Source organism: Micromonospora sp. NPDC003816 (assembly GCF_042874705.1).
Lineage (GTDB): Bacteria > Actinomycetota > Actinomycetes > Mycobacteriales > Micromonosporaceae > Micromonospora.
The window spans coordinates 52692-79656 of the sequence record NZ_JBIANP010000008.1 but is presented as its reverse complement, the minus strand read 5'-3'; the positions used below and the strand labels follow the sequence as shown (position 1 = coordinate 79656).

Genomic DNA, 26965 nt, shown 5'->3' with positions numbered 1-26965 from the left:
TCTGACCTGCTGGTTCGCCGCCCTGGCGTCTCGTGCCTGGAACACTGCCCGAGCCGGGAAGCCGCGAAACCCACCGCGTGACACGACGTAAACGTCACTTTGCGTGGTCCGGGTCACACCGGAGGCCGGCCCGATTGGTGGGCGTTACTCTCGGGCGGTGGATGCCACCTTCTTCTTCGATCCCGCCTGCCCGTGGACCTGGCGCACGTCGCGCTGGCTGGTCGCCGCCGCCGAAGCCCGTGACCTGCGCATCGAGTGGCGGGCGTTCAGCCTGAGCATTCTCAGCGGGGGGCAGGCCCCACCGGAGTACGCCGAGGCGATGGCGGCGTCGAGCCGGGCGCTGCGGCTGGTGGAGGCGCTCCGCGCGGAGGGCCGCCACGAGGACGCCGGCCGGTTCTACACCGAGTTGGGCACCCGTACCCACGACGCCGGCAACCCGCCCAGCGACAAGCTGGTCGCGGAGGCCGTGACGGCGGCCGGTCTCGACGAGGCGGCCTCCGCGCTCGACGACGACCGCTGGGACGCGGAGGTGCACTCCTCACACGCGCTGGCGTTCGGCTCGGCCGGGCCGGACATCGGCTCGCCGGTGTTGATGATCCCCGGCGCCGACCGGGGTCTGCACGGCCCGATCCTCACCGAGGTACCCGACCTCGACGACACCCTGACCCTCTGGGACAACCTGCTCCCCCTGCTCCGCATGTCCGCCTTCCACGAGGTCAAGCGCGGCCGCCGCTGACCGGCACCTCGACCGGCTCCCTGGCTGCACCTGGCGACTGGGCCCGGACCCGCCGGCTGGATGTCGCGGGTCCGGGAGGTGGGTGCCCCTGAGCGGGGCCTGCGCTTCGCGGCAGCGCGGAGGCTGGAAGATCGCGGAGCACCCGGACGTTGTCTCTGGGCATGAGGATCGGCGAAGCCTCCCGGGTCAGCGGTGTGAGTGCCCGGTCGTTGCGGTACTACGAGGACGAGGGCCTGATCATCCCTGGTCGGTGCCGTAATGGGTACCGTGACTATTGCCGCTCCACTGTCGACCGGGTCCGCGTTATCCGGTCACTGTTGCAGTCTGGGCTGCCCGTACGGTTGATCCGAGATGTCCTGCCCCACGTCACTGCTGACCTTGACGCTGATGCGGGTGTGGTGCGTGCGGAGTTCCTGCGGGAGGTGCAGGCGTATCGCGATCGGCTCGCCGCACGCATCGCGAGTCTCCGCGATCAGCAGGCGGCCCTCGACACCTACCTGCGCGAGACTCGTCGGACTGATCGATGACCGGGACTTGACCTTCACGCAAGTGTGAGGCTCCTACGGTCCGGTACATGGAGATCAACGAGCAGCAACACGCCCCGCAGCCAGTACGGGTACTGGTCCAACGGTCGCTCCAGGGACCGAAGGATCTGACGCTCACGACCCTTCAGCGCCGTCCCACGCCGGGTGCCGACGAGTACCTGATCCGAGTGGGCGCCGCCGGGGTCAACTTCGCGGACGTCATGCAGAGTTGTGGCACCTACGGCGGAGGTCCCCCGGCACCCTATGTGGCAGGCTTTGAAGCCGCCGGCGAGATCGTGGGTGTCGGCCCGGAAGTGCAGAGCCCGCTGGAACTCGGCACCCGCGTCGTCGGCACTGGACCGGGCGCCTTCGCGCAGTACATGACCATGCCGGCCACGGGTGTGTTCCCCGTGCCTTCCGGCTGGAGCGATGCCCAGTCTCTCGGCCTGGTGCTGAACTGGGCGACCGCATTGGCGGCACTCAAGCCGCTGGGCGAGATCAAGACAGGTGACGTGGTGCTCGTTCATGCGGCGGCTGGAGGCGTGGGGCAGGCGGCCGTCCGGCTCGCCCGCCACTACGGCGGGCGCGTGATCGCCACAGCGTCACCGGACAAGCACTCCACCGTCAGAGCACTCGGTGCCGACGAGGTCCTCGACAGCCACCGCCCCGATCTGGCCGAGGAGATCATCCGCCTGACCGGCGGTGTGGACCTGGTCCTGGAATCGGTGGGCCGCGCCACGTTCACGGCCAGCCTGTCGGCCACCAAACCCTTCACCGGGCGCGTCGTCGTGTTCGGTGCCGCCTCCGGCAACGCCCACCTCAGTACGCACGACCTGGTCTTCACCCACCAGGTCCAGGTCAAGGGCCTGCACATCGGTGCGTTGGCGGCCGTGGTCCCGTCCATCTATCGATGGTTGCTCGACGAGATCGAGGCACTCATCGCCCAGGGCGTGTACCCACCAGGCACCCCCCAGGTGCATCCCCTGGCCGAGGGGCCGGCGGTGCTGCGGCAACTCGAAGCCGGTCAGACCCGCGGCAAGCATGCCCTCGATCCCTGGCGCTAGGAACCGCCGGTGAATCACCGCGACCCTGCGGACAATACCGATCACAAGGGGCATGATCGGCGTATGCTCGCGCGCTTCAAGGACCTCTGTCTCGACGCCACTGACGCGAACGCTCTCGGCGGGTTCTGGGCCGGGGTGCTCGGCGGAAGCCTGGTCGACACCGGGGACGGCGACGGGAGGGTCGATCCGCCGGCTGGGCGCTCCTCGGCCGAGTCGATCTGGATCAACCGGGTGCCCGAGCCACGTAGCGTCAAGACCCGCGTACACCTTGATCTGTGGTTGGCCGAGCCGCAGCCGACGGCGCTGCTGGCGGCCGGGGCGCGGATCGTCCGCGAGCCCGACTCGGAGATCGACTGGTGGGTGCTGGCCGATCCGGAGGGCAACGAGTTCTGTGCCGTCCCGCCCGGTGAGGATGTCGCTCCCGGACCGTTCGAGCTGGTGGTCGACTCCGCCGACGCGGCCGCGCAGGCCGCCTGGTGGTCCGGCGTCGTCGGCGGCGAGGTACACCCCAGCGACGAGGGGTACGCGAAGATCGTCGGTGCCGGCGGTTTCCCGTGGGACTTCTGGATCTTCGACACCGTGCCGGAAGGCAAGTCGGTCAAGAACCGGCTGCACTGGGATGTCGATCTCGTCGATCCCGAGCCGTCCGCGCTGATCGCCGCCGGGGCGAGCCTGCTGCGGGAACCGGACGACACGGTGAGCTGGTGGGTGCTGGCCGATCCGGAGGGCAACGAGTTCTGCGCGTTCGCACCGCCTGGGTGATGCCGGCCGACCGGCGAGGTCGGGAGGCGGGGGTCGGTCGATGAGGTGTGCGCTGCCGTATGGGGCGGCCGGCCGACGCGTGGGTACGGCCGGGCGCCCCGGCTCCTGTCAGCTGACCGAGGCCCTCTTCCGCTGCCACATCAGCTGGATCTTCGACTCCATGAACGCGGCGACCTCCGGCCTTCGCTCCTCGACGAAGAAGTGCCCGCCGTCGAACTCGGTGGTCTCCACGGGGAACTCGGTGTACCGCTGCCACTGGTCGGTGACGACCCGGTCGTCACGGCCCTTCATCACCACCATCGGGCACTGCAACTGCGCGAAGGCCAGGTCCTGGTAGCCGCCGAGCAGTCTCAGGTCGCCCCCGATGATCGGCGCGAAGAAGTTCATGAAGTCCGGGTCGGCGAGGTTCTCCTCGCTGAGCCCGCCGTACTCGCGCAACACCCTCCTGATGCCCTCCTGGGTGTCCAGGTCGGACACCGAGGTGAAGCCCCGGTCGCACGGCGCGGCCGACCCGGAGGTGAAGAACATCAACGGCGGGTTGTCCAGGCGTTGCTGGCACAGCTTGGCCACCTCGTAGCCGATGATGCTGCCCATGCTGTGTCCCCAGATGGCGTACGTCCCGCGGAAGGAGTCGACCAGCTCGGTGAAGATGTCCCGGGCGAGCAGGGGCAACGACGCCGGCATCGGGGTGTTGGCCCGTTGTTCCCGCAGCGGGTACTGCACGACCCGGAAGTCGATCCCGTCGCTGAGCGCGAACTTCCACTTGCTGTAGTACAACGTTCCCGAACCCGCGTGCGGGAAGCACACGAGCGGGAGTTTTTCCACGATGCTCACTGGCACTCTCTCTGTCTAGCTGTCGAGCGGTTCACCCGGATCGCCACGGAGCAACGACACGGCCACGTCCGTGACACCGCGTGGCCGTGTCGCCGACCGACTCGGTCAGGCCCTTTCCAGGAACCTCGCGGCGCCGAAGAACCCGACGACCGTCCACACGCCGAGGATGATGTAACTGATCGGCCGTGCCTCGAACGTCGTGTGGGCCAGCGACGCCCGCATCACCTCCGCCATGTGGTAGATCGGCAGCACCTCGTGCACCGCCTGGACCCAGCCGGGCAGCCGTTCGATCGGGAAGTTGATCGGCGAGAACATCAGCGAGGTGAACGCGATCAGCTGCGACAGGGCCATGGCGGGCTCGGCCGGGATGACGAACGAGTATCCGTAGCCGATGGCGAAGCAGGACAGCACCATGAGCACGAAGGACGGGATGATGTTCCACGAGATCGCGTAACCGGGCGCGAAGATCAGGTGCGCGACGAAGACCGAGATGGCGATGGCCGGGATGGTGACCATTGCCCAGATCCCGACATCGGCGATCAGGAACAGCTTGCGGCTGACCGGCAGCGCCTTGACGAAGTCGATGTAGCCGGTCATCTTCGCGCCCGCGTTCTGCATCGGCACGGTGACCAGAGCCGTCATGATCAGCACGATGGTCGGTGCGCCGGTCGCGAGGTAGAGCATGCCGCTGCCGTCCGGCGACGACATCAGGTAGGAGAAGCCGATCGCCACGCCGAGGGCGATCACGGTCATGATGATCGAGAAGACGACCAGGTAGCTGCCCTGCTTCCGGGCCTGGAGTTCGATCACGTACTTGAGTTTGCTACCGGTGGACACCTGCGACCGCTCCCTTGTTGCCGACGAGTTCGATGTACATGTCTTCGAGGGTGATCTCCGTGAGGGAGTACTCCGCCAGCAGGCCGCCGTCACGCTGCTCGGCGGCCCACTTCAGGGCCTCGGCGGCGAGTTCGCGCTCGAAGGTGAGGGTCAGTTCCGCGGCCGAGACCTTCAGGCTCTCGCTCCACGCGGGCCGCACGAAGCGGTCCTTGGGCACGAGGGCGACCGCTTCCAGCTTCATCCGGTTGCCGGCCGTCTCGCCCTTGATCCGGCGGACGTTGCCCTGCGTGAGCACCTTGCCCTCGTCGAGGATGGCCATGGTGTCGACAGCGCTCTCGGCCTCCCGGATGCTGTGCGTCACCACCACGACGGCCGTGCCGTCGTTGGTCAGGTCGCGGATCGCGCTCCAGAGGAACCGCCGCCGGACCGGGTCGACGTCGTTGGTCGGCTCGTCCAGGATCACCGCGCGACCCGGCGCGACGGCGGCCATGCAGAACCCGGTGAGGCGCAGGACCCCGCCGGAGAGCTTGGTGCCCTGCACGTCCGCCCACTGCATGATGTCGAGCTTCTCGAACAGCTCGGTCGTGCGGCGGTCCACCTCGGCGGCGCTGATCCCCCGGAGCTGACCCATGACCCGGGTGACCGAACGCGGCGTCAGCTCACCGAGCGGGGTCTTGGACTGGGGCTGCACCGAGCACAGGTAGCGCCCCAGGTTCCGGTTCTTCGTGATGTCCTTGCCGTCGATCACGATCGAGCCCGAGTCGGGCTTCAACAGGCCGAGCAGCTGGTTCACGATCGTCGTCTTGCCCGCGCCGTTGTGGCCGAACAGGCCGAACACCTCGCCCTCGTCGACGCGCAGGCTCACGTCGTCGTTGGCGACCGTTCGACGACCCCTTGATTTGTACGTCTTCGTAACGTGGTCCAGTTCGATTACAGCCATTATCACCCTCCTTCGACAATCAACACTTCACCCAGCGGAAATGCCGCTGGTCAGATACTCGACTTCGTCATCCAGCACACGGACCAGGTCACGCGGGTCGTCGACCCACTTGCTCAGGACAAGCAGATCCAGGCGTCCGTTGCCCACCTTCGAGACACAGTAGCAGTCCGCATAGTCCAATTTGGTCTGATCGTCCGTCAGTTGCGCCAGGGTCATGTCCCAGATCGCGTCGTATTCATCCTCGACATTTCCGACAAAGTTCAACAAGCAGGTCGGTCGGAGCGTCTTACCCATCACGGACAGCACTTTCCGATGCTTGAAAATCGACCGGACATTCTGCACGAGGTTCAGAAAGCTCACGTTGTTCTTGTTCATCATCCGAACCTTGTCGGTGATGATCCCGTCGAGGTCCTGCATCGTGCCGCGCTCCGCCGGCACCAGCACGGGGAGGCTGCCGAGGACCATGCCCATCACCTCGGAGTAGTCCTTGTCCTCGAAGACACGCGACTGGAGCAGCATGATCAACGCCACCTTGTCGATGCCGAGCAGGCGGCTGACGAGTCGGGCGTAGAGGTGCACGACCACATAGAACAGGTCCGGCTCGGTGCCGTCGGCGGCCCGCAGCCGGTCCAGGTCGACCGAGTAACGGACGTCCCGGATCTGGCTGTCCGCGTACCGGGCCGATCTGTCCTGGATGGTCTTCGCGTACCGGACGTACTCCACCAGGTCGAACTTCTCGATCAGCTCGTCCGAGGTGATGTCGACCGGGCCCTTGGCGATCTGGTCCTGCAGGTGCCGGTAGCTCTTGGCGATCGGCATCGCCCGACTCGTGCCGGCGGCCAGTTCCTCGTAGCGCCTGAGCAGGTCACCCCGGAACAACTGGCCGGACGCCGCATCGAAGATCGAGTGGTCGAACTGGAAGAGCAGGTCGTGCGAGCTGTCGTTGTACGTGATCAGGACGACCTGGTACATCGGCTTGTCGACGACCTTGAAGTCCATGCTCCACTCGCGCTTGACGAGCTCCGCCCGCAACTCCTCCTGCTCGTGCGGCTCCAGGCCGGACATGTCCAGGCGGGGCAGCGCGATGGCCTCGGGGGCCTCGAACTCCTTCCACCGGAACCGCCCGAACGACCGGGTCAGGAAGCTGCGCATGAGCCCGTGCCGCCCGATCACGTCGCACAGCGCCTGCTGGAGCACGTCGAGGTCGATGAGCTCACGGAACTGGATCAGGTAGAGCTGGAGGCGGGACTCGGTGGCGAAGTGCTGCTTCTGCATCGCGCTGATCGGGTACGTCCACTTCACCGGCCGGGCGCCGATGGAGCTGCGCAGCTCCTCCTGCCGACGGTCGATCTCCTCGAAGACCGCGGCGTAGCCTCCCGGGTACGACGGCAGGCCCGCACGCGCCTTCAACGCCTCGAAGTCCAGGCCCGTGTCGAGTTCCTCCGGGCCACCCCGCACCACGTAGTGCGGCAGGAACTCGGGCGGCACCCGCAGCTCGTTGAACTCCCGGACCACCCGGGTCTTCAGCGCGTCGTCCAGACCCGCCACGCCGAGCACGACCAGCGTGTCCTCGTCACGACCCGACTTCACCTCACGGAAGGCACACGGTGCGCCGAGGCGCTGTTCCAGGAGCGCGGCGAGGCCGTCGAAGGACATGTCCTCCGCTCCGCCGCCCTTCGCCGTCCGCTCGAGGAACGCGGCGAGGCCGGCGACCGTCGGGTGGTTGTAGACCTCCTTGGCGAGGATCTTGTATCCGTTGCGGTCCAGGGCGTTGGTGAACTGCACCAGCTTCACCGAGTCCAGGCCGATGTCGAAGATGTCCGCGCGGTCGCTGATCTCGCTGAAGCCGAGCAGCGTCCGGATCTCGCGCTCGATCATCGCCGCGATCGCCTGCCGCGCGTCGGCCCGGCCGGGCTCCACCTCGGCATCGACCAGCTTGGCCGCCGCCTGCGCCCGCAGGAGGTCCACACCGTGGTAGGCCGTGCGGATACCGGCCTCGCGCATCCTGGGCAACAGGTCCAGGATCGAGCGGTCGGCCGCACACAGCTCGGCGAACGAGTAGAGCCGGGTGACGCCCACCTCGGCGGCGTCGCGCTCGTTGTCCGCGAACCAGGTGGTGACCTCCCGGTCCCACCCGTCCCGGTCCAGACCCGGGCGGGACAGGACGTGGCACGGGATCCGCCGGTCCCGGGCCACCTCGGTCAGCAGGTCGAGCAGCCGACGCTGGTCGAGACCGTCGGTGACGCCGTCGCGGCGGGGCGTGTCCCAGAGGACGACCTCGTCCACGGCGGGCAGCGCCCGCAACCCGGTCGAGAGCCTGCCGGCCAGCTCCTCCCCGGTGGTCCCGGTGACCACGGGCAGCACCGTGATCCGCTCGTCCACCACGCCGACCCGGGCCTCCGCCGGGTCCGCGCCGAGGTCGAACGGCAGGACCTCGACGGTCCGGGCGGGATTCACCCCGACCAGGTCGCGCACCACGTCCTCGACGTCACCGCGGCGCGTGAGGACCACCGTCCTGGTCGGCCGCCCGGCCGCCGCGTCGGCACCGTCCAGCGGGACCATCCGGGGCACGAGTCGCCGATCCCGCTCGTAGCGGACCGCGACGTCGTCGGGCCGGTGCGCCTCCAACTCCGTCTGGAGATGCTCGCGCCACGCGGCGCGTCCGGCCCGGTCGTCGAGGGACGCGTCGCACCGCACGGCCCGGACCCGGAACGTCGGATGTTCGTGGTTGACACCGATGAGCAGTGGCACGAGGTCACCGCGCGTGCCCAGGAAGCCGGCGGTGTCCAGCACCACGACGTCCTTCACGCAGCGCTCCCGCATCTCGGGGATGGCCGCGCAGAGGCCGCGCAGCGTCGTCACCAGGGACGCGTACTCCGTGCGGTCCACCACGACCGTGTCACCGGCCAGGGCGTGCCGTTCCAGGTCGTCGAGCAGTCGCGTGAGGTCGTCGTCGTGGCCGGGGCGGATCACCGCGCCGGACTGCCGGTCGAACCGGTACTGCGCGCCGAACGAGACGTAGAGCGTCCGCCAGTGCGCGACCTCGTCCAGTACGCGCCTGATCCCACGGCGGTCGTCGGTGAGGACGATCAGGACCTTCGGCTGCTCTTTCCCGGTCGAGGACGGACGCACGGATCGTGACCAGGCAAGCTGTGCGGCCGGTGCCGGCCCGGTCGCGGTGACGGCGCCGGTGACGGCCCGCCGGGTGGACTTGACGGTCGCGACGCGCAGGCCACCGTCGGTCTCGCCCTCGACCAGCCGCTGAAACTGCTCTATGTCGACCGGATACTCGACCTTCTCGAACGGGTACAACGGCAGCGTCACCTTACGCGGCGAGCGACCACTGTGGAACGTCGTCCAGTCCAGTGAGACTCCGTTCTCCCAGAGCTTCCTGACCGCACGGGCCAGGTGCTCCTCGTCCCCGATCTCCTCCATCCGGTGACGCAGCATGTTCACCGTGGTGACCTCGGTGTCCCGGGCGATGGCGCGCACGAAGGAGGACAGCGCCTTGCCGGGTCCGACCTCGACGAACAGGGTGCCGCCCCGCTCCAGGATCGCCTCGACGCCGGCAGCGAACCGGACCGTCTCCCGGGCGTGCGAACAGTAGTACTCACGGTCGGTCGCCTGCGTCGCGGTGATCCACGTTCCGGTCACGTTCGACAGGTACGCGATCTTCGGCTGGTGCAGGGTCACCTGCTCCAGCACCTCACGGAACCGGACGAGCATGGAGTCCATGTACTGCGAGTGGTAGGCGTGGTCGGCCTCGATGTGCGAGAACCTGATCTCCCGCTCCGCGCACTGCCGTTCGACCTCGGCGATCGCCGCCGGGGTGCCGGAGACGGTGCAGTCCTCCGGGCCGTTCACCGCGGCGATGGCCAACTCGTCGGTCAGCATGCCCCGGACCACGTCCTCGGACGCCCGCACCGAGGTCAACGCGCCCTCGACCGTCGTGTCCATCAGGCTGCCCCGGGCGTGGACCAGACGGATGCCGTCCTCCAGCGAGAACACGCCCGCCACGTACGCCGCCGCCAACTCACCGGTGCTGTGCCCGATCATCCCCTTCGGCTTGAGGCCCCACCCGATCAGCGTCCGGGCCATCGACGCCTCCAGCATGAACAACAGGATCTGGGTGGTCCCGATGTTGTTCAGCTGCTCTTCCGCCGCCGGGGAGTCGCCGAAGAAGACCTCGCGGGGCAGATCGTTGCCCTGGTCCGCGCTGATCGTGAAGCACTCGTCCAGGTGCGTCCGGAAGTCGGGTTCGGTTTCGTAGAGGCCACGGGCCATCCGCAGGTGCTGCGCGCCGAGACCGCTGAAGAGGAAGTAGACGTCGCGACGCGCGTTCTTGTGGACCTGCGCGGGTGGTTCCTCGGTGTCCAGGGACTCCTGGATCCGCTGGCGCAGCTCCTCGACGTTCCCGAACTCCACGGCGTACCGGTAGGCCAGGCGGCGCTGGCGATTCTGGAGGGTCCAGGCCAGGTCCGAGCCGTCGATATCCGGGTACGCGGCCAGGTGGTCGACGAAGTTCCGCTTGATCCGCCCGATGGCCTGCGCGGACGTCGCCGAGACGACGAACGTGTTGTACGCCCGCCCCTTGCCCGAGACCGGCCTCGCCCCGGGTGCCTCCTCCAGCACCACGTGCGCGTTGGTGCCGCCGATACCGAACGAGCTCACACCCGCGCGCAAGGGCAGCACCTCGTCGGTCTTCGACCGCTTCGGCAGCAGCTCCTGCTTCTCCGCGACGACGTAGAACGGGCTGCCGTCGAGGTCGACGTTCGGATTCAGCTCCTGGAAGTGCAGGCTGCGCGGCACGGTCCGGTGTTGCAGGATCTTGCACGTCTTGATCAGGGAGGCGACACCGGCGCCCGTGTCGAGGTGGCCGATGCTCGCCTTGAGCGAGCCGAGCCCGGTCGTGCCCGGCGCACCCGTGCCGAACGCCTTGCGCAGCGCCTCGACCTCGATCGGGTCGCCGAGCGAGGTGCCGGTGCCGTGCGTCTCGATGTAGGACACCTCGGCGGGGCGGACGTTGGCGACACGATAGGCCTTGCGGATGACCTCGGCCTGTCCCTCGATGCTCGGCGCGGTGTAGCCGACCTTGCGGCTGCCGTCGTTGTTGACCGCCGAGCCCTTGATCACCGCGTAGACGTGGTCGCCGTCGCGGAGGGCGTTCTCCAGGCGCTTGAGCACCACGACACCGACGCCGTTGCCCTCGACGGTGCCGGCCGCGTCCCGGTCGAACGGCCGGCAGTGGCCGTCCGGCGAGTGGATCATGTTCTCCTGGTAGCGGTACCCGTTCTTGTGCGGCAGCGTCAGCCCGCTCCCACCCGCGAGCGCGATCTGACACGACCCGGTCCACAGGTTGCGGCACGCCATGTCGATGGCGACCAACGAGGTCGAGCACGCCGTGTGCAGCGTGAACGCCGGGCCCTTCAGGTCCAGGGCGTAGGCGATCCGGGTGGCGGCGAAATCCTTGTCGTTGAGCTGCATGCCGGTGAACGTCATCCCGGATTCCAGGATGTGGCTGGTCAGGGTGTGCGTCTCCCAGGGGAGGTTGTTGGTGGCACCGAGGAACAGCCCGATGGCCTCGGGCCGACCCTCCGCCGAGTAGCCCGCGTCCTCCAGGGCGTGGAAGACCTCCTCGTGCAGGGCACGGACCTGGGGGTCGAGCAGGGTGGCGTCGGCCGGGGCGTAGTTGAAGAACTCCGCGTCGAAGTACTCGATGTTCGGGAACACACCCTTGGCCCGGACGTACTTCTCGTCGGCGAGCGCTGCCCCGGCCACGCCCACCCCGACGAGCTCGTCATCGGTGAAACGGGAGATGGCATCGACGCCGTCGACCAGGTTCGCCCAGAACCGGTCGATGTCCTCGGCCTGCGGGAACCGGCCGGCCATGCCGACGACGGCGATCTCCAGGCCGGTGTCACGACGCGTGACGGCCTTGCTCTGCGGCATGGTCAGCGCTCCTCTTCAAGCTCGGCGGCGAGTTCCTCGGCGAACTCGTCCGCGATCTCGCGCAGCAGCGCGCTGGCAGCGAAAGCGTGCTCCTCGTCCTGCTCGGCGAAGGCGTCCTCGGCGTCGGCGTCGTCGGTGGGGGTGGCCGGTTCGTCGGCGCTGTCCGCGCCGTCGAGATAGGCGGCGAGGGAGGCGATGGAGGTGTGCTGGAAGAGCTGCACCAGGGGTACGTTCCGGTCCAGCGCCTTGCGCAGCCGGTTGTTGATGGTCAACAGGTTGAGCGAGTTGATCCCGAGATCGAAGAAGTTGCGGTTCACGTCGATCGTCTCGACCGGGACGAGGTCCGAGATGATCTCGAAGAGGATCCGCGTCACGTCGGAGACCGGTCCGAGGTCCGGTGCCTCGGGGCGGGACTCCGGCTCGGGGCGGATCTGCGCCAGCCGGGTACGGTCGACCTTGCCGTTCTTGGTCAACGGGATCCGGTCGAGCTGCACCAGCCCGGCGGGGATCATGTACGGGGCGGCCTGCTGCGCCATGCCCTGCCGGACCACCTCCGGTGCGATCCGCGCACCGGCGACGTAGTAGCCGCGCAGGCTCTTCTCGCCGTCCACCTCGACGCAGATCACGGCGGCGTCCTCGACATGCTCGACGGACCGGAGCAGACTCTCGACCTCGCCCAACTCGACCCGGAAGCCGCTGATCTTGACCTGGTCGTCCGCTCGTCCGAGATAGTCCAGCGACCCATCGGGCAACTCCCGCACGAGGTCACCGGTGCGATAGAGACGCCGGCCGGACAACGCCGGCACCGTGACGAAGGCGACCCGGTCGAGGTCCGGCCGGTTGTGGTAACCGGTCGACACGCCGTCACCTCCCACGCACAGCTCGCCGATCGCGCCGGGCGGCAGCGGGTTGAGGCCGCGGTCCAGGACGTGGGCAGAGGAGTGCGCCAGCGCACGGCCGATGGGGATCCGCTCGCGGCGGAGATCCTCGTCGCGGACCTGGTACGTCGTGGAGAACGTCGTGTTCTCGGTGGGACCGTAGCCGTTGGTGATCCGCAGGCCCGGGCAGACGCCGCGGACCTTCGCGAGGTGCTGGACCGACAACGCGCTGCCGCCGACGACGAGGTGTCCCAGCCGGTCGAAGATCGCCGGGTCGTAGTCGCACAGCTGGTTGAAGAGCGGCGCGGTGAGCCACATGGCGGTCACCTCGTTGCGCTTGATCGCCTCGCGCATCAGGTCACCGTCGAGCACGTCCAGCTCGTCGGCGAGTACGAGGGTCGCGCCGAACAGCATCGTCCCCCAGATCTCGAACGTGCTGGCGTCGAAGGCGGGCGAACCGGTGAACATCAGGACCTGACGGTCGTCGAAGTCGAAGAACTCCTGGTCCGCGAAGAGACGCATGATGTTGCGGTGCGTGATCTTGCAGCCCTTGGGGTTGCCGGTGGAGCCCGACGTGTACATCAGGTACGCGGTGGCGCCGTTCAGGTCGCGCCGACCGGGAAACGGGGGCACCTCCCCGGCCGGCTCCTCGACGAGCAGCGCACGGGCCCCCGCCGGCACCCGGTCGGCGAACTCCGCCACCGTGCACAGGTCGCGTACGCCCGCGTCGGCGGCGACGTACTCGATCCTGGGCTTGGCGTCCTTGGTGTCGATCGGGACGTAGAAGTTCCCGTTCTTCAACAGGCCGAGGATCGCCACGATCAGTTCCGGACGGCGGTCCGCGAGCACGCCGACCCCCGCGCCCGGCGCCACACCACGGCTCCTCAGCTCCCAGGCCACGGCATCGGACCAGCGGTCCACCTCCGCGTAGCTGAGCTCCCTGCCCCGCCACACCAGCGCGGTCCTCCCGGCGTGGGTCGCGGCACGCTCGGCGAACACGTCCACCACCGACGAGTCCAACATGCGCGAACGAGGACTCCCCAGCGCCGGGGCATCCACCGCACCGCTCTCCCACAGGGCGATGTCCGCGACCCGCGCCCGCGGGTTGCGCACCGCCGCGGTGAAGACGTTCAGCAGACAGCGCTCCAGCGACCGGATCAACTCCGGCGCGTAGGCGTTCTCGTTGTAGACGAACGTGATCGCGAAGTCGGCGCCGGGATTGACCACGATGTGCAGGTCGTAGCTCGTCCGCTCGAAGACCTCCACCCCGTCGAACGCGAGCCCCTCGCCGCTGTCGCCGGCGAAGTCACGCAACTGCTCCGACAGCGGGTAGTTCTCGAAGGCCACGACGTGGTTGAGAAGCCGGTTCCGCAGCGGGGTGAGGCCCTGGATCTCGTGCAACGCGTAGTGCTCGAAGGCGCTCGCCCGCAGGTACGACTGCTGCACGTCCCGGCACAGGCCGGTGAAGTGCTGGTCCTGCGTGGTCGTCACCCGGACCGGCTGCGTGTTGCAGAACAACCCCACCGCGTCACCGACGCCGGCCATCTCGATGCCGCGCCCGGACACCACACTGCCGAAGACGACGTCGTCGGCGTAGGTGAACTTCTGCAGCACGACACCCCAGGCCGCCTGGAAGACGGCGCTCTGGGTCACCCCGGCCTTCTGTCCGAAGAGTTTCAGCTCGTCGTGCAGCTCGGCGGGGAGCGTGAACCGGTGGGTCACGCCACGGTAGCCGCCGGGACGGGGGCTCGCCGGCAGGACCGCCTCGTTCTCGTAGCCCTCCAGCGCCTCCGCCCAGTACCGTCGGGCGTCCTCGTCGTGCTGCCGCTCGTACCAGGCGACGTAGTCGCGGTACGGCATCGCCTCGAGCTGCGGCTGGTACGCGCCGGAGCGGGTCAGTTCCTCGTAGTAGCCCATCAGCGTCCCGAACAGCGGGCTGAGCGACCAGCCGTCCAGGATGATGTGGTGGAACGTGAACACGAGACGCCAGCGGCGGTCGCCCAGCCGGATCAGGGTCGCCCGCAGCAGGACGTCCGCGCTGAGGTCGAAACCCTTCGCGCGGTCGGCGACCTTGAACTCCTCGACGTCCCGGTCCTGGTCGCCCCGGTCCCGGTAGTCGAGGACGTCGAGCTGCGGCGCCCACTCCTTCAACACGATCTGGTACGGCTGGTCGGTGTTGCGGTACGAGAAGATCGTCCGCAGGACGCTGTAGGTGCGTGACACACCCGCCAGCGCCGTCCGCAGGTGCGCGACGTCGACCTCGCCTGAGATCACGAAGTCGAACTGCTCCACATAGGCGTCCGAGCCGGTGTCCACGGCGTGGCTGAAGAGCATGCCCTTCTGCATCGCGGCCAGGCCGGAGATGGACTCGATGTTGTCTTTGTCAACCATGAACCAGGCTCTCTACTTGACACTGACGCGGTGCTCAGGTCGTGGTGTCCGGCGGCCGGCGCCCGGACGCGCGATCGTCGTGGTGCCCACCGTCAGATCCCGCCCTCGACGTCCAGCAGGATGTCGGCGAGCACGTCCTGACGGATCGGCGAGGAGACCTGGAAGCCTCTCGGCTCACCGGACCTCAGGGCGTCCCGGACCTCGTGGAACGACTCGTCCAGGGCCGCGATGATCTGCTTGGCGACGCCGCTCGCCTCCCATGCGCGCGGGTACCGCACCTCGATCAGGAGTTCACCCCCGCTGCGGGAGGCGACGATGTCGAGGGCGTACGGCGAGCGGTGTTCCCCGTCGGTGGTGATGTCCAGCGGGAGGTGGGTGAAGGTGATGCCGTCGGCGCTGTCCTGACCGCCCAGGTAGTTGAAGCCGATCTGCGGCCGGACCGCGGTCAGCACGGCCCGTTCCGCGTCCAGGCCGGTGTCGAAGCGCAGCAGGGGGCCGAAGCCGGCACCCTTGTCCGGCAGTCGCTCGAACGACCGCCGCACCGTGTCCACGGTGTCCGCCACACTCTGCTCCACCTGCACCAGATGCGGGAAGGTGCTGGTGAACCAGCCCACCGTCCGGCTGAGTTCGTGGTCACCCGCGATGGGTTCGCGGCCGTGCCCTTCGAGGGTGAACAGCACCCGCTGCTCGCCGGTCACGGTGGCCAACGCCCGTGCCACCACGGTGAGGACGGTCTCCACCTGGCTCGCGCCGTGCGCCTTCCGTGCGGCGTCGAACAGGGCGAAGTCGTCGGTCTCGGTCAGGCGCACCACCGTCGAGGCGGTCTCGGACCGCTTCACGTCACGCTCGACGAACACCTCGCCCGCCGCACCAGCGCTGCGCGCCAGGTCGAGCCAGTAGGGCAACTGGGCACGGAGGCCGCCGTCCTCGGCGCGCTGCTTGACCTCGCTCGTCCACGCCGGGAACGGCATGGTCTTGGCGGGCAGCTCGGCGTCCGGGTCGGCGAGGCAGGTGGCCAGGTCTTCCAAGAGGACGCCCCACGACACCACGTCGACGGCCAGGTGGTGGATGGCGATGGCGAACTGCACGCCCCCCTCCCCCAGCCCGGCGGCAAGGCTGACGACCGGGCCACCGCGCACGTCGACCCGCGCCTGGACCGTCCGCAGGTAGTCCGCCAGGGCCTCGTCGGAGAGACCGGCCGGCGGCTGGTCACCGTGGACGAGCCCCAGGGCGTCGACGTCACGCAGGACCAGAGCACCCTGCTCGTCGACCTCGACGCGGAGCATGTCGTGCTGGCGCACGAGCCGCTGCACCGCGTGTACCAGCCGATCCAGCGACACCGGCTCGGCCGTCGTGACCAGCAGGCACTGGTTGAAGACCCGGTTGCGGGCCGCCGGGTCGTCGAGGAACGCCAGTTGGATCGCGCTCGCCGTGATCGGTCCCGAGAGAGGCTTCTGGTCGTACACCCGCACTCCGGTCCCGGCGCCGGCGGACTCGGACAGCTTCTCCTCCAGCGACCGGATGGTCGCGTTGCCGAGGAGGTCCGCCGCCCGGATCGTGATGTCCTGTTCGCGGAGCCGGGCCACGATCTGGATCGCCTTGATCGAGTCGCCGCCCAGCGCGAAGAAGTCGGCGTCGATGTCCTCCACCGGCACACCGAGCACGTGCTGCCACGCGTCGGCGACCACGCGCAGCGAGTCGGTCTCCGGTGCCACAGCCGTCGCCCCCGCCGTGAAGTCGGGCTTCGGCAGCGCCGCCACGTCGACCTTCCCGCTCGCGTTCAGCGGAACCGTGTCGGCCCTGACGATGAAGGACGGCACCATGTAGTCGGGCAGCCGTCGGGACAGGGCCGCCCGCAGCGCCGGCCCGTGGTCCTGGTCGTCCAGATACCCGACCCAGAGACACAGACTCCGGCTGCCCTCGGTGGTCTCGTACAGTCCCGCGTGCGCCCAGCGGACGAAGGGCTCGTTCAGGGCGACCTGGATGATCTCCGCCAGCTCGATGCGGTAGCCCCTGAGCTTGATCTGCTGGTCGAGGCGGCCGGTGTAGTAGAGCAGACCGTTGGTCTTGAAGGTGACGATGTCGCCGGTCCTGTAGAGCCGCTCCCCCGGTACCGCAGGCGAGTACACGAACCGCTGGGCCGTCATCTCGGGCTGGTTCAGGTAGCCGTCGGACAGGCCGGATCCACCGATGTAGAGCTCGCCGTTGACGCCGACCGGCACCGGCTCCAACCGCTCGTCGAGCACCCACAGCGAGGTGTCGTTGACGGCCGTACCGATCGGGAGGGCGTCGTCGGCGTCCCACACGTCGAGGCGGTGGATGGTCGCGAAGACCGTGGTCTCCGTCGGGCCGTAGGCGTGGCTGATCCGGCCGGGCCCGAGCAGCTCGAACGCCCGCCGGACATGCGCCGGTGAGGCGATCTCGCCGCCGAAGATCACCCTGCGGACGCCGCCGAGCGAGTCCGACGCGTGGTCGATCAGCGCGTTGAACATCGCCGTGGTGATGAAGAAGCTGGTGATCTTGTGCCGCTCGATCGCGGCACCGAGCCGGTCGAGGTCCAGCACGGACGCCTTGTCCAGCAACACCAGCGACGCGCCGTTGGTGAGCGCCCCGAACATGTCGTAGATGGAGCCGTCGAACGAGTAGTCCGAGATCATGAGGAAGACGTCACTCGGATCAGCGGCGTAGCAGACCGACTGGTGGACCACGCGCAGCACGCTCCGCTGCCGGATCACCGACCCCTTCGGCGCACCGCTGGTCCCGGAGGTGTACATGATGTAGGCCTCGTCCGCGCTGCTGCCCGGCAGCCCCGGGTTCCCGCGCTCGGCCGTCGACTCCGCGAGCTGGTGGACGCCGACGATCCGGAGCCGTTCGGAGACCAGCTCCGCCGCCTGCCCGCTGCGCGCGTCGGAGGTGAGCAGGAGACCGGCCCCCGCGTCCTCGACCATGACCCGCAGCCGCTCGGACGGGAAGTCGGTGTTCAGCGGAAGGTAGAAGCACCCCGCCTTGAGCACACCGAGGATGGCGGCGACCATGTCGATCGAACGGTCCAACAGCAGCGCCACCGGTGCGCCGGGGGCCACGCCCAGCCGGACCAGACCGTGCGCGATCCGGTTGGCCCTGGCGTTCAGCTCCCCGTACGTCAGGCTCCGGTCGTCCGCGATCAGCGCCGTGCGGCCGGGATCGGCGGCGACGTGCTCCTCGAACAGTCGCGCGATGCTGCGGGTGTCCGGCGTCGGCGCGGGCACCGTCGCGAACGTCCGGATCAGCTCGGCCTCCCGGACGGGGATCAGGTCGAGCGTGCCCACCGGCGTGCCGTCGGCGGCGGCGAGGAAGGACCGGAGCAGCGTCGCGTAGCGCTCCGAGTAGAGCGCCATGGTCTCCTCGCGGAACAGTGCGGTGGAGTACTCCCACTCCAGCAGCAGCGCGCCGTCGGCCTCCCGGGTGCTCAGGGTGATGTCGTACTTGGCGCTGCCGTCGTCGAACGGGAGGATCCGCTCGTCGTCGGGCTCCAGACCCATGTCGGTGTTCTGGTGCACGAAGCAGACGTCGAACAGCGGCCGGCGGCCCGGCACCCGTGGCGGGTTCAGCTCCTCAACCAGGGACTCCAGCGGGTACTCCTGGTGCGCGAACGCCTCCAGCAGGGTGGTCCGCAGGCCGGTGAGGAAGTCGCCGACGCCGGTCGTGGGCGCGGCGGTGACCCGGATGGGCAGCGTGGTGACGAACATGCCCACGAGATCCTGGTAGGCCAGGTCGGGCCGACCCATCACCGGCGCGCCGATCACGACGTCACCCTGTCCGCTCAGCCGGGACAACACCTGCTGGAACACGCCCAGCAGCACCATGTAGAGGGTGAGGTTGTGGTGGCGGGCGTACCGCTTGGCGGCCTCCAGCGTCTCGCCGTCCACGGACGCGAAGAGCGTCGCGCCCGCCGCCGTGGCGACCTCCGCCCGCTGCCAGTCCGTGGTGAGCTGAAGCGTCGGCGCGCCGTCGGCGAACCGGGCGACCCAGTAGTCGCGGTGCGCCGCCATGCCGGCGCTGTTCTGCCGCTCCAGCAGCCCACGGATCGCCGACCGGTAGCTCACCGGCAACGGCGGCAGCGCGGCCCGGTCCGCGACGGCGCCGAGGTCCCGGAACAGGATGCCCATCGACGTGCCGTCGGTGATGATGTGGTGGATGTCGATCGCCACGCACGACACGCCGTCGTCGAACTCGAAGTAGCCGAAGCGGAACAACGGGGCGCTGTCGAGTCGGAACGGACGCACGAACAGCCGCATCGCCCGGCGGGCCGCGCTCTCGTGGCTCTCACCTGGCGGGAGGGCACCGAGCCGGCGGTGTTCCACCGCGACCGGCACCTCCGCGTGCACCCGCTGGAACGGTTCCCCGTCCCGCAGATGGAACGTCGAGCGGAGGCTGTCGTGCCGTCGCACCAGGACGCGTAGCCACGCCTCCAGCTCGCCGATGTCGAGCGTGCCGGAGCGGATCGTCAGGCCGCTGACGTTGTACGTCACCGACTCCTCGTCGACCTGACTGGAGACGAACATGCTGCGCTGCGCGGCGGTCAGCGGCAGCTCGTAGGACTCCACCACGTGCTCCGCGTGCGCCGGGCGGCGGGCCGCCCCGCTCAGCCGCGACCGGACCAGGTGCTCGTCCACCCCGTGGACCCGGATCACCACGTCCGCGAACTCGTCGAACGTCGGCTTCGCCAGCAGGGTGGTCGGCGGGATCTCGACGTCGAGCACCGCGTTGAGCAACTGCGTGATCTTCACGGACGAGATCGAGTCGCCGCCGAGGGCGAAGAAGTCGTCCGCGCCACGGATCGTCGGGTAACCGAGGATGCCGGACCACACCCCGGCGATCACCGTGCGGGGCACCGCGTCCACGTCGGACTCCCGGAGCCCTTCGAGGTGCGGCGGCCGGGACAGGATGCCCCGGAGCCGGTCGACCGGGTCCGCCGGTGCCGACCTCTCCTCGCCGGGAGCCGGCTGCGCCCGGACCGTCTCGTCCCAGTGGCGTACGCGCTGGAACATCTGGGGTGGCATCGGCACCCGCCGCACGTCCGCGTCCCGGTGGAGGCCGGCGAACGGCCGCGCGCGACCCGCCAGGAAGGCGGCGACCGCGTCGCGGAGGTGACCGGGCGTGCCGCCGGACCGGGCCGGCGCGTCCTCGCGCAGCACGACGGCACCGTCCACCGGCGGCGAGTCGTCGACCTGTTCCGGGCGCAGCAGCCGCAGCAACCCGTCGCGCAGACCGGCCCGGCTCTCGCACAGGATGGCCGCCCGCACGGCCTGGTGCTCGCGGCCCACCTGCAGGGTGAAGCACACGTCGGCCAGGCGGAGTTCGGGATGACGGTCGAGGTGCTCCAGATGCCGCGCCGCGGTGCGCGCCAGCAGGTCCTCGGTACGCGCCGAGATCGGGAAGACCTGCGGCGGCGATGCCGGGGCGGGCACCGCCGCGCGGGCGGGCGCCTCCTCCAGCACGACGTGACAGTTCGTCCCGCTCAGGCTGAAGCTGCTCACGCCGGCCCGACGCGGGGTGTCGCCCTGCTCCCACCCGGTGAGCCGGTCGGCGACGTAGACCGGGGCGTTGGCCAGGTCGAGCAGCTCGTTCGGCACGTCGAAGTGGATCGACGGCGGAATGGTTTGACGGTCCAGGCACAACAGGGTCTTGATCAGCGACGCCAGTCCCGCGGCCCCGACGGTGTGGCCGATGTTGGTCTTCACCGAGCCGATCGCGCAGAACTGCCGGCGGCTGGTGAACTCGGCGAAGGCGCTGGTCAGACCCTTGACCTCGATCGGGTCACCCAGCGTGGTACCCGTGCCGTGGGCCTCGATGTAGGACACCGACTCCGGCGCGATCCCGGCCCGCTTCCACGCGCTGACCAGCAGGTTCTTCTGCGCCTGCGCGTTCGGGGCGGTGAGGCCGTTGCTGCGGCCGTCGTTGTTGACCGCGCTGCCGAGGAGCACGCCGTAGACGTGGTCGCCGTCGGCCAGCGCACGCGACAGCGGCTTGAGGTAGACCCCGGCCACGCCCTCGCTCCACACCGTGCCGTCGGCCGCCGCGTCGAACGCCCGCACCCGGTGGCCGGCCGACTCGGTCTCGTTGCCGAGGCTGGACGGCGACAGGAACAGGTTGACGGCGGCGACGAACGCGGTGTCGCAGTCGCCGTTGCGCAGGGCCTTGATCGCCGCGTCCACCGCGACCAGCCCGGACGAACATCCGGTGTCGACGACGGAGGCCGGTCCGCGAAAGTCGAGCAGGTACGACAGCCGGCTGGCCAGGATGCCCGACCACGAGCCGGTGATGGCCGCGAAGTCCAGCTCCGACAGGAACGGCAGGTAGGACGTGATCAGCCGGTGCGTGTGATCGTTGCCGACGAAGACGCCGGTCCTCGACCCGTACAACTCGCTCTTGGCGTACCCGGCGTCCTCCATCGTCTCCACCAGCACCTCCAGGAGGTTGCGGTGGTACGGGTCGAGCTGCGTCGCCACGTGCGGCGGGATGCCGAAGTACTCCGCGTCGAACAGGTCGATGCGGTCCAGGTAGCCGCCCCGGCGCACGGCCGAGGTGCCGCCCTCGACGCGGCGCAGGTCGTCCAGGCGCAGCGGCGGGAAGTCACCGATCGACTCCCGGCCCTCCACCAGGTTGCGCCAGAACTGCTCCTTGTCCGACGCGCCGGGAAAGCGGCAGGCCATACCGACGACGGCGACGCGGTCGTCGGCGTCCCGGCCCTCGTCTCCGATCGCCCGGATGAACTCCTTCGCCCGGTCGACGTCCAGCGCCTCCTGCTTGACCTGCATGAGCAGGTACCGCAGCAGGTCCTTCCTCAGCTCGGCGTTCGACGTCATCCCTGGTTCCTCCCCGCACCGCCGGTCTCGGCGGCGAACATGGTGGTGAGCTCCGCGTCGCCGATCTCTGCCAGGACGTCCTGCAGCGACTGGTCCATCTCTCCGAGGTGCGCCGCGCCCGGCGCGGCCGGACCGGACTCCGCCGCGACGCGTTCGTCGATGTAGCCGGCGAGGCTGACGACGCTCGCGTAGGAGTAGAGGTCGGCGATGTCGATCCGACCGGGATAGACGTCCTCGATCTTCTGCAACAGCTGCGCCGTCATCAGCGAGTTCCCGCCGAGGTCCTGGAAGCTCTCATGGGCGTCGACCTCCGTCATGCCGAGAACCGCGCCGTAGACCGCGCCGATCCTCATCTGGGTCTGGTTCGGGTCGGACAGGCCGACGACACGGACCTCGGCCGTCCCGCCGTCGGCGGACGACCCGCCCGTGCCCGCCCGCGCGACGGCGGCGGCGACGTCCTCGTCGAGCAGGAAGGGCATCTCGTCCAGTTGTTCGCGTAGCGCCCCGAGGTCGAACCGGGTGGGGACGACGCCGTCGGCCGGGGCGCGCAGGAAGTGGCCGAGCCAGGCCAGGCCGTCCTTCACGGTGAGGGCGCGGAACGGCGAGTCGCCGTCACCGATCCCGTACCGCACGGCCATGCCGACCTCGGACCACGTCGGCCAGTTGATCGACAGCGCGCGCACGCCCTCGGCGCGCGCCCGCACGGCCAGGGAGTCCATGAACGCGTTGGCGCTGCAGTAGTCACCCTGCCCCTGCCCGCCGACGATCGCGGTGATGGACGAGAAGAACACCAGGAACGCGCCGGGGTGATCCTTCGCCAACTCCGTCAGGGCGAGACTGCCGTCGACCTTGGACGCCAGTACGGCGTCGAAGGCCGGACGGGGCTTGGTGGCCAGGAACCCGTCACCCGCCACGCCCGCGGCGTGGACGATGCCGCCGAGGGTGATCGACTCCTCCCGCAGGCGCGCGGCCAGCGCGCGCACCTCGGCCTCCCGCGACACGTCGCACAGGGCGTACTCGGCGCCGACGATCTTCTCGACACGCCGCGCGGTCTCCTCGGCCAGGGGCCTGCGACCCAGCAGGATGACCCGCTCGGCGCCCTCGCGGACCATCTCCTCGGCGACGCTCAGGCCGAGGCCACCCGCACCGCCGGTGACCACGAACGTCCCACCCCGGTACGGCGACTCGCCCGCCTCGTCTGGCGCCTCGGCGTACCGCAGGCGCCGCAGGTGGGTCTGCGTACCGCGCACCGCCCGCAGCACGCCGCCCGCGCCGCCCAACGACTCCCGGACGAGGAGGTCCAGGTCCACGTCCGCCCCCGCGTCCAGCACGTCCACCAGCAGGTGCCGGTGCTCCTGCCCGACCACCTGGGCGAGCGCCTCGGTGGCGGCGGAGTACGGATCGGTGACACCGTCCCCGGATCCGACCTGCCAGGCGTGCCGACCGAGGACCTTCAGACCACGGGCGAGTTTGACCCGGTGCGCCACGAAGGCGCGGTACAGCTCGAACAGCGCGTCCACACCGGTTGCCCGCCGCTGCGTGTGGGTGAGCGCCGCCTCGTCGGTGTGCTCGGGCGCGGTGAAGTCGGTGGCGAACAGGACGCCGTCGACCCCCTCCTGCCGCAGCCGTTCGGCCAGCGGCCCCGCGCCGTCCTCGTGCAGGGCGAACACGTGGCGACCCTGGTCGGTCCGCTCGCCGACGTAACACGGGACGACCCGGTGTCCCTGCGCCTCGACCGCGGCGACCAGCCGCCGGCCGGCCGGGTTGTCCAGCACCACCGGCGCCCACACCTCGCCGCCGGCCGCGTCGGCCGGTACCCGTGGCACCGACAGCCACTCGACCTGTAGGAAGCGGCGCGGTCCCGCCAGGCTGAACCGCCGCCAGTCGACCTTCTTCACCGTGTAGTCCGTGATGCGCGCGAACACCTCACCGTCGACGTCGACGAGATCCACGTCGTAGGTGATGGTCTCGCCCTCGTCGCTGTCGTCGCGGACGGTACGGATCAGCGAGTAGAACGTCTCCGGCATCGGCCGGCGCAGCACGAAGCTCTTGTACATGTACGGCAGGAACGTCTCGCCACTGTTCTGCGAGATGAGGTTCACCGCGTTGTCGAGCTTGGCCGGGTGCAGCCCGAACGTCTCGCTCGGCACGCCCTGCGGTAGGCGCAGCAGGGTCAACGCACCGGCTTCGTGTCGCCACACCGCCCGCACGTTGTCCCAGCGCGCACCGAACTGGAACACACCCGTGTCGGGCTCGGTGGGGTACGGGTCGGTCACCTCGATCGCGGCGGCCTGCTGGGCCTCGATGTCGACCGACGCCAACGGGTCGGCGTCACCCAGCGGGCTGATCCGACCCTCGACGTGAGTGACCCACTCGCCCTCCTGCGCACTGGCCACCTGGAAGGAGTAACCCCGCTCCAGCCGGTCCAGCCGGGTACGCACGGTCGCCTCCTCCCCCTCCTCGACGGCGAGGGGGACGAGGAAGAACACGTTCTCGAACCGCATGCTGCCGGTGTTCTCCACCGCGGCCAGCGCGGCCCGCGCCATCTCCAGGTACGTCGTTCCCGGCACCACGGGCCGGTGCTCGATGCGGTGGTCGGAGAGCACCCAGTGCCGGTCGACGGACAGCCGGTTCTCGAACACGACCGTGCTGTCCGAGCGGCTGATCTCCGTGCCCAGCAGGGAGTTGGTCTCGCCTGCGCCGAAGCTCCGCACGCTCGTGCGCATGGGCTTGGCCCAGTGACGGATCCTCTCGAACGGGTAGGTGGGCAGGGGCACCCGCTGACGCGGCTCGTCGGCGTAGAACTCGGCGAACTCGACTCGGGCGCCACGGACGTACGCGTCGGCCAACGCGGTGAGGGCGGCGGCGTCACCCCGCGAGCGGTACTCGGCGAGTGTGGCGTTGGCCGAGTCGGAGAGTCGCTTGCCGGTCTGGGCGGTGATGTCGCCGGGACGCAGATCGCCTCTCTTGTCGCTGACCACGGCGTGCACGCCGTGGTGGATGCCCTGCTGCGCGTCGGTGCCGGGGCCGTGCCGCCGGAGCCGGTCGACCGACTCGGCCAACTGCGCCTTCGTCGCCGCGATGATCATCACGCGGTGTTCGTGGTGGCCTCGACCGACGTTGGACGTGTAGCAGATGTCGGCGAGCGACCAGGGGCTGTCCGCGAGCACGGCCGCGTACCCGTCGAGGAGTGCGGTCAGGCCCGCCTCGGTCTTGGCGCTGACCGTGAGGCAGTAACGCTCCCGCGACTGCGGCGCGGCGCGGTAGCGGGGCGCCTCCTCCAGCACCATGTGGCAGTTCGTGCGGATGAAGCCGAACGAGCTGATCCCGGCCCGACGGGGTTCGCCGTCGGTGTCCCAGGGCATGAGCCGGTCGTTGACGTACAGCGGGCTGTCGGTGAAGTCGATGTAGGGGTTGGGCACGTCGAAGTTCGACGAGGGCGCCAACAGGCCGGATTCGAGCGACTTGACGACCTTCGCCAGCGAGGCCGACCCGGAGGCGGCCACCATGTGGCCCATCGTGGTCTTCAGGGATCCGATGCCGCAGAACTGCTTGCGGTCGGTGTGCCGGCGGAACGCGTTGGTCAGCCCCTTGACCTCGATCGGGTCACCGAGGACGGTCCCGGTGCCGTGGGCCTCCACGTACGTGATCGTCTCCGCCGGCACGTTCGCCTTGGCCCATGCGTCGAGGATGACCCGCTCCTGCATCAGCGCGTTGGGCGCGGTGATGCTGTTCGACGTGCCGTCGTTGTTGACGGCGGATGCCTTGATGACGGCGCGCACGTGGTCGCGGTCGGCCAGCGCCTTCTTCAGCGGCTTGAGGAGCACGATGCCGGCACCTTCGCCCCACAGCGTGCCGTTCGCGCGGGCGTCGAAGGTGCGCACGCTGTCGTCGCCGGAGACGACGTTGTCCATCGTCGCGCCGGACAGGAAACTGGTCTTCGGCTCGCCGCCGGAGGACAGGTTGATGCCGCCGGCCAGGGCCATGTCGCACTCGCCGAGCAGCAGCGACTGGATGGCCTGGTGGACGCTGACGCTGCCGGCGGAGCACGCGGTGTCGGTCATGATGCAGGGGCCCTTGAGGTCCAGCAGGTAGGAGATGCGGCTGGCGACCATCCCCTCCCACGAGCCGGAGAGTTGCATCGGGTGCCGCTCGGAGAACATCCGGTAGTAGGAGTAGTTCGACTGGTCGCGGCCGAGGAACACCCCGGTCCTCGACCCGATCGCGCTCTCGCCGCCGTAGCCGGCGTTCTCCAGCGCCTCGTACGCCACCTCGAGCGCGATGCGCTGGTTCGGGTCCATGTAGTCCGCTTCGAGCGGGGGGATGCCGAAGAACCGCGAGTCGAAGTGGTCGATCCGGTCCAGGTAACCGCTCACCGAGTAGAGCCGGTCGAGGTCTGCCTCGTCGACCGGCCGACCCAGCATGACCTCCGCGTAGTACGGGTTGCGGAGGATGTCGTACATGTCCTCCTTGCGGGACTGCGGATAGTCCCGGATGCAGTCCCGGCTCACCTTGAGGAAGTCCCAGAACTGGTCGACGTTCGTGGCCTCGGCGAAGCGACCGGCCAGTCCGATGACCGCGATGTCCTCGTGCAGGTTCGCCTCGGACAGTTCGCGCAGCAGCCGCTTGGTGCGCTCCCGGTCGATCTGCTTGTTGACGAATTGCTCGAGGATGAAATCCTTCACGCTGCTCATCTGGTGTCCGTTCCCTCGAGAAGGCCCCGCCTGCCGTCGACCGTGATCGCGCCCTGTTCCAGCAGGTCCAGCAGTTTGTCGATGTCGCCCTCGTCCGCCTCGGCGGCCGGTGGCGGCCCTTCGGCGGCCGGCTCGTCCGGGTGCAGCCTGGCCTTCAGGCAGGCCACCTGAGCGGCGACGGTGGTGTGGCGGAAGAGGTCCGTGATGTCCATCAGACCGGGGTACCGCTCGTCGTAGAGCTTCAACATCTGCGCCGTCAGCAGCGAGTTGCCGCCGAGGTCACCGAAGTCCTCGTACGCGTCGAGCACGTCGAGGTCGAGCGCTTCCGCCCAGATCTGCGCGACACCCCGTTCGAGGTCGCCGAACTCGGCGAGCCCGTGCAACTCGACGGCACGCCCGACCGCGCTCCGCCCGGCGTCCGGGGACGCCTGCCGGGTCGTCCTCCTCATCCGGCCGGGCATGAGCGCCGCCGGGTGCCCACCGGCGCTCATCAGGGCGTCGAGCAGCT

The 26965-nt window shown here is 69.3% G+C and carries 12 protein-coding genes and 1 pseudogene (1 of these 13 running past the window's edge); 4 read left to right on the top strand and 9 right to left on the bottom strand.

The genetic code is table 11. The features are described 5' to 3' along the window. The first annotated feature begins 157 nt into the window (after nucleotides 1–157). Nucleotides 158–736 (top strand): DsbA family protein, encoded by a 579-nt coding sequence (locus tag ACFYTT_RS23550; RefSeq protein WP_176094553.1) that lies wholly within the window; start codon nucleotides 158–160, stop codon nucleotides 734–736. Between the two features lie 161 nt (nucleotides 737–897). Beyond that, nucleotides 898–1038 (top strand): annotated as a pseudogene (locus ACFYTT_RS23545) (MerR family DNA-binding transcriptional regulator); the annotation flags it as partial. 9 nt (nucleotides 1039–1047) lie between these two features. Here the strand turns inward: ACFYTT_RS23545 and ACFYTT_RS23540 are convergent. Beyond that, complete coding sequence (locus ACFYTT_RS23540; protein WP_387262498.1) at nucleotides 1048–1281, bottom strand: hypothetical protein; 234 nt, start codon at nucleotides 1279–1281, stop codon at nucleotides 1048–1050. 29 nt (nucleotides 1282–1310) lie between these two features. On the opposite strand from ACFYTT_RS23540, the gene ACFYTT_RS23535 reads away from it, so the two are divergent. Both ACFYTT_RS23535 and ACFYTT_RS23530 read left to right on the top strand, forming a co-directional pair. After that, on the top strand, nucleotides 1311–2324 hold the full coding sequence (locus ACFYTT_RS23535) for an NADPH:quinone oxidoreductase family protein (protein WP_387262223.1): 1014 nt from the start codon (nucleotides 1311–1313) through the stop codon (nucleotides 2322–2324). Nucleotides 2325–2387: 63 nt separating this feature from the next. Next, nucleotides 2388–3086: a VOC family protein gene (locus tag ACFYTT_RS23530; protein WP_176094554.1), complete on the top strand. Its 699-nt coding sequence runs from the start codon at nucleotides 2388–2390 to the stop codon at nucleotides 3084–3086. Between the two features lie 108 nt (nucleotides 3087–3194). Here ACFYTT_RS23530 and ACFYTT_RS23525 read toward each other — a convergent pair whose 3' ends face one another. The 8 genes from ACFYTT_RS23525 to ACFYTT_RS23490 form a co-directional block, all read right to left on the bottom strand. Then, entirely contained in the window at nucleotides 3195–3920 is a 726-nt protein-coding gene (locus ACFYTT_RS23525) for a thioesterase II family protein (protein ID WP_387262220.1), read from the bottom strand. A gap of 105 nt (nucleotides 3921–4025) precedes the next feature. Then, nucleotides 4026–4757 (bottom strand): ABC transporter permease, encoded by a 732-nt coding sequence (locus tag ACFYTT_RS23520; RefSeq protein WP_131051683.1) that lies wholly within the window; start codon nucleotides 4755–4757, stop codon nucleotides 4026–4028. After that, nucleotides 4744–5697, bottom strand: a complete 954-nt coding sequence (locus ACFYTT_RS23515; RefSeq protein WP_176094555.1) for an ABC transporter ATP-binding protein — start codon at nucleotides 5695–5697, stop codon at nucleotides 4744–4746. The genes ACFYTT_RS23520 and ACFYTT_RS23515 overlap by 14 nt, the downstream gene beginning before the upstream one ends. Before the next feature lie 27 nt (nucleotides 5698–5724). Beyond that, the gene (locus tag ACFYTT_RS23510; protein ID WP_387262217.1) at nucleotides 5725–11646 is read right to left on the bottom strand and encodes a beta-ketoacyl synthase N-terminal-like domain-containing protein; all 5922 of its coding nucleotides are present in this window, start codon (nucleotides 11644–11646) and stop codon (nucleotides 5725–5727) included. A gap of 2 nt (nucleotides 11647–11648) precedes the next feature. Further along, the gene (locus ACFYTT_RS23505) at nucleotides 11649–14915 is read right to left on the bottom strand and encodes an amino acid adenylation domain-containing protein (protein ID WP_387262215.1); all 3267 of its coding nucleotides are present in this window, start codon (nucleotides 14913–14915) and stop codon (nucleotides 11649–11651) included. Between the two features lie 92 nt (nucleotides 14916–15007). Then, complete coding sequence (locus ACFYTT_RS23500) at nucleotides 15008–21763, bottom strand: amino acid adenylation domain-containing protein (RefSeq protein ID WP_387262211.1); 6756 nt, start codon at nucleotides 21761–21763, stop codon at nucleotides 15008–15010. Continuing rightward, the gene (locus tag ACFYTT_RS23495; RefSeq protein WP_387262209.1) at nucleotides 21760–26457 is read right to left on the bottom strand and encodes an SDR family NAD(P)-dependent oxidoreductase; all 4698 of its coding nucleotides are present in this window, start codon (nucleotides 26455–26457) and stop codon (nucleotides 21760–21762) included. The genes ACFYTT_RS23500 and ACFYTT_RS23495 overlap by 4 nt, the downstream gene beginning before the upstream one ends. Continuing rightward, on the bottom strand, nucleotides 26454–26965 hold the 3' portion of the coding sequence (locus tag ACFYTT_RS23490) for an SDR family oxidoreductase (protein WP_387262206.1). Its footprint extends 4081 nt past the window's final position; 512 of the gene's 4593 nt are visible here — the last part of the coding sequence; its start codon lies off the right edge, out of view; its stop codon occupies nucleotides 26454–26456. Before ACFYTT_RS23490 ends, ACFYTT_RS23495 begins: the two co-directional genes overlap by 4 nt.

Bases quoted from the DNA above. Each gene is read 5' to 3' on its own strand.
- ACFYTT_RS23535 (WP_387262223.1), top strand. From the start codon at position 1,311: ATGGAGATCAACGAGCAGCAACACGCCCCGCAGCCAGTACGGGTACTG.
- ACFYTT_RS23530 (WP_176094554.1), top strand. From the start codon at position 2,388: ATGCTCGCGCGCTTCAAGGACCTCTGTCTCGACGCCACTGACGCGAAC.
- ACFYTT_RS23515 (WP_176094555.1), bottom strand. From the start codon at position 5,697: ATGGCTGTAATCGAACTGGACCACGTTACGAAGACGTACAAATCAAGG.
- ACFYTT_RS23510 (WP_387262217.1), bottom strand. From the start codon at position 11,646: ATGCCGCAGAGCAAGGCCGTCACGCGTCGTGACACCGGCCTGGAGATC.
- ACFYTT_RS23505 (WP_387262215.1), bottom strand. From the start codon at position 14,915: ATGGTTGACAAAGACAACATCGAGTCCATCTCCGGCCTGGCCGCGATG.
- ACFYTT_RS23500 (WP_387262211.1), bottom strand. From the start codon at position 21,763: ATGACGTCGAACGCCGAGCTGAGGAAGGACCTGCTGCGGTACCTGCTC.
- ACFYTT_RS23495 (WP_387262209.1), bottom strand. From the start codon at position 26,457: ATGAGCAGCGTGAAGGATTTCATCCTCGAGCAATTCGTCAACAAGCAG.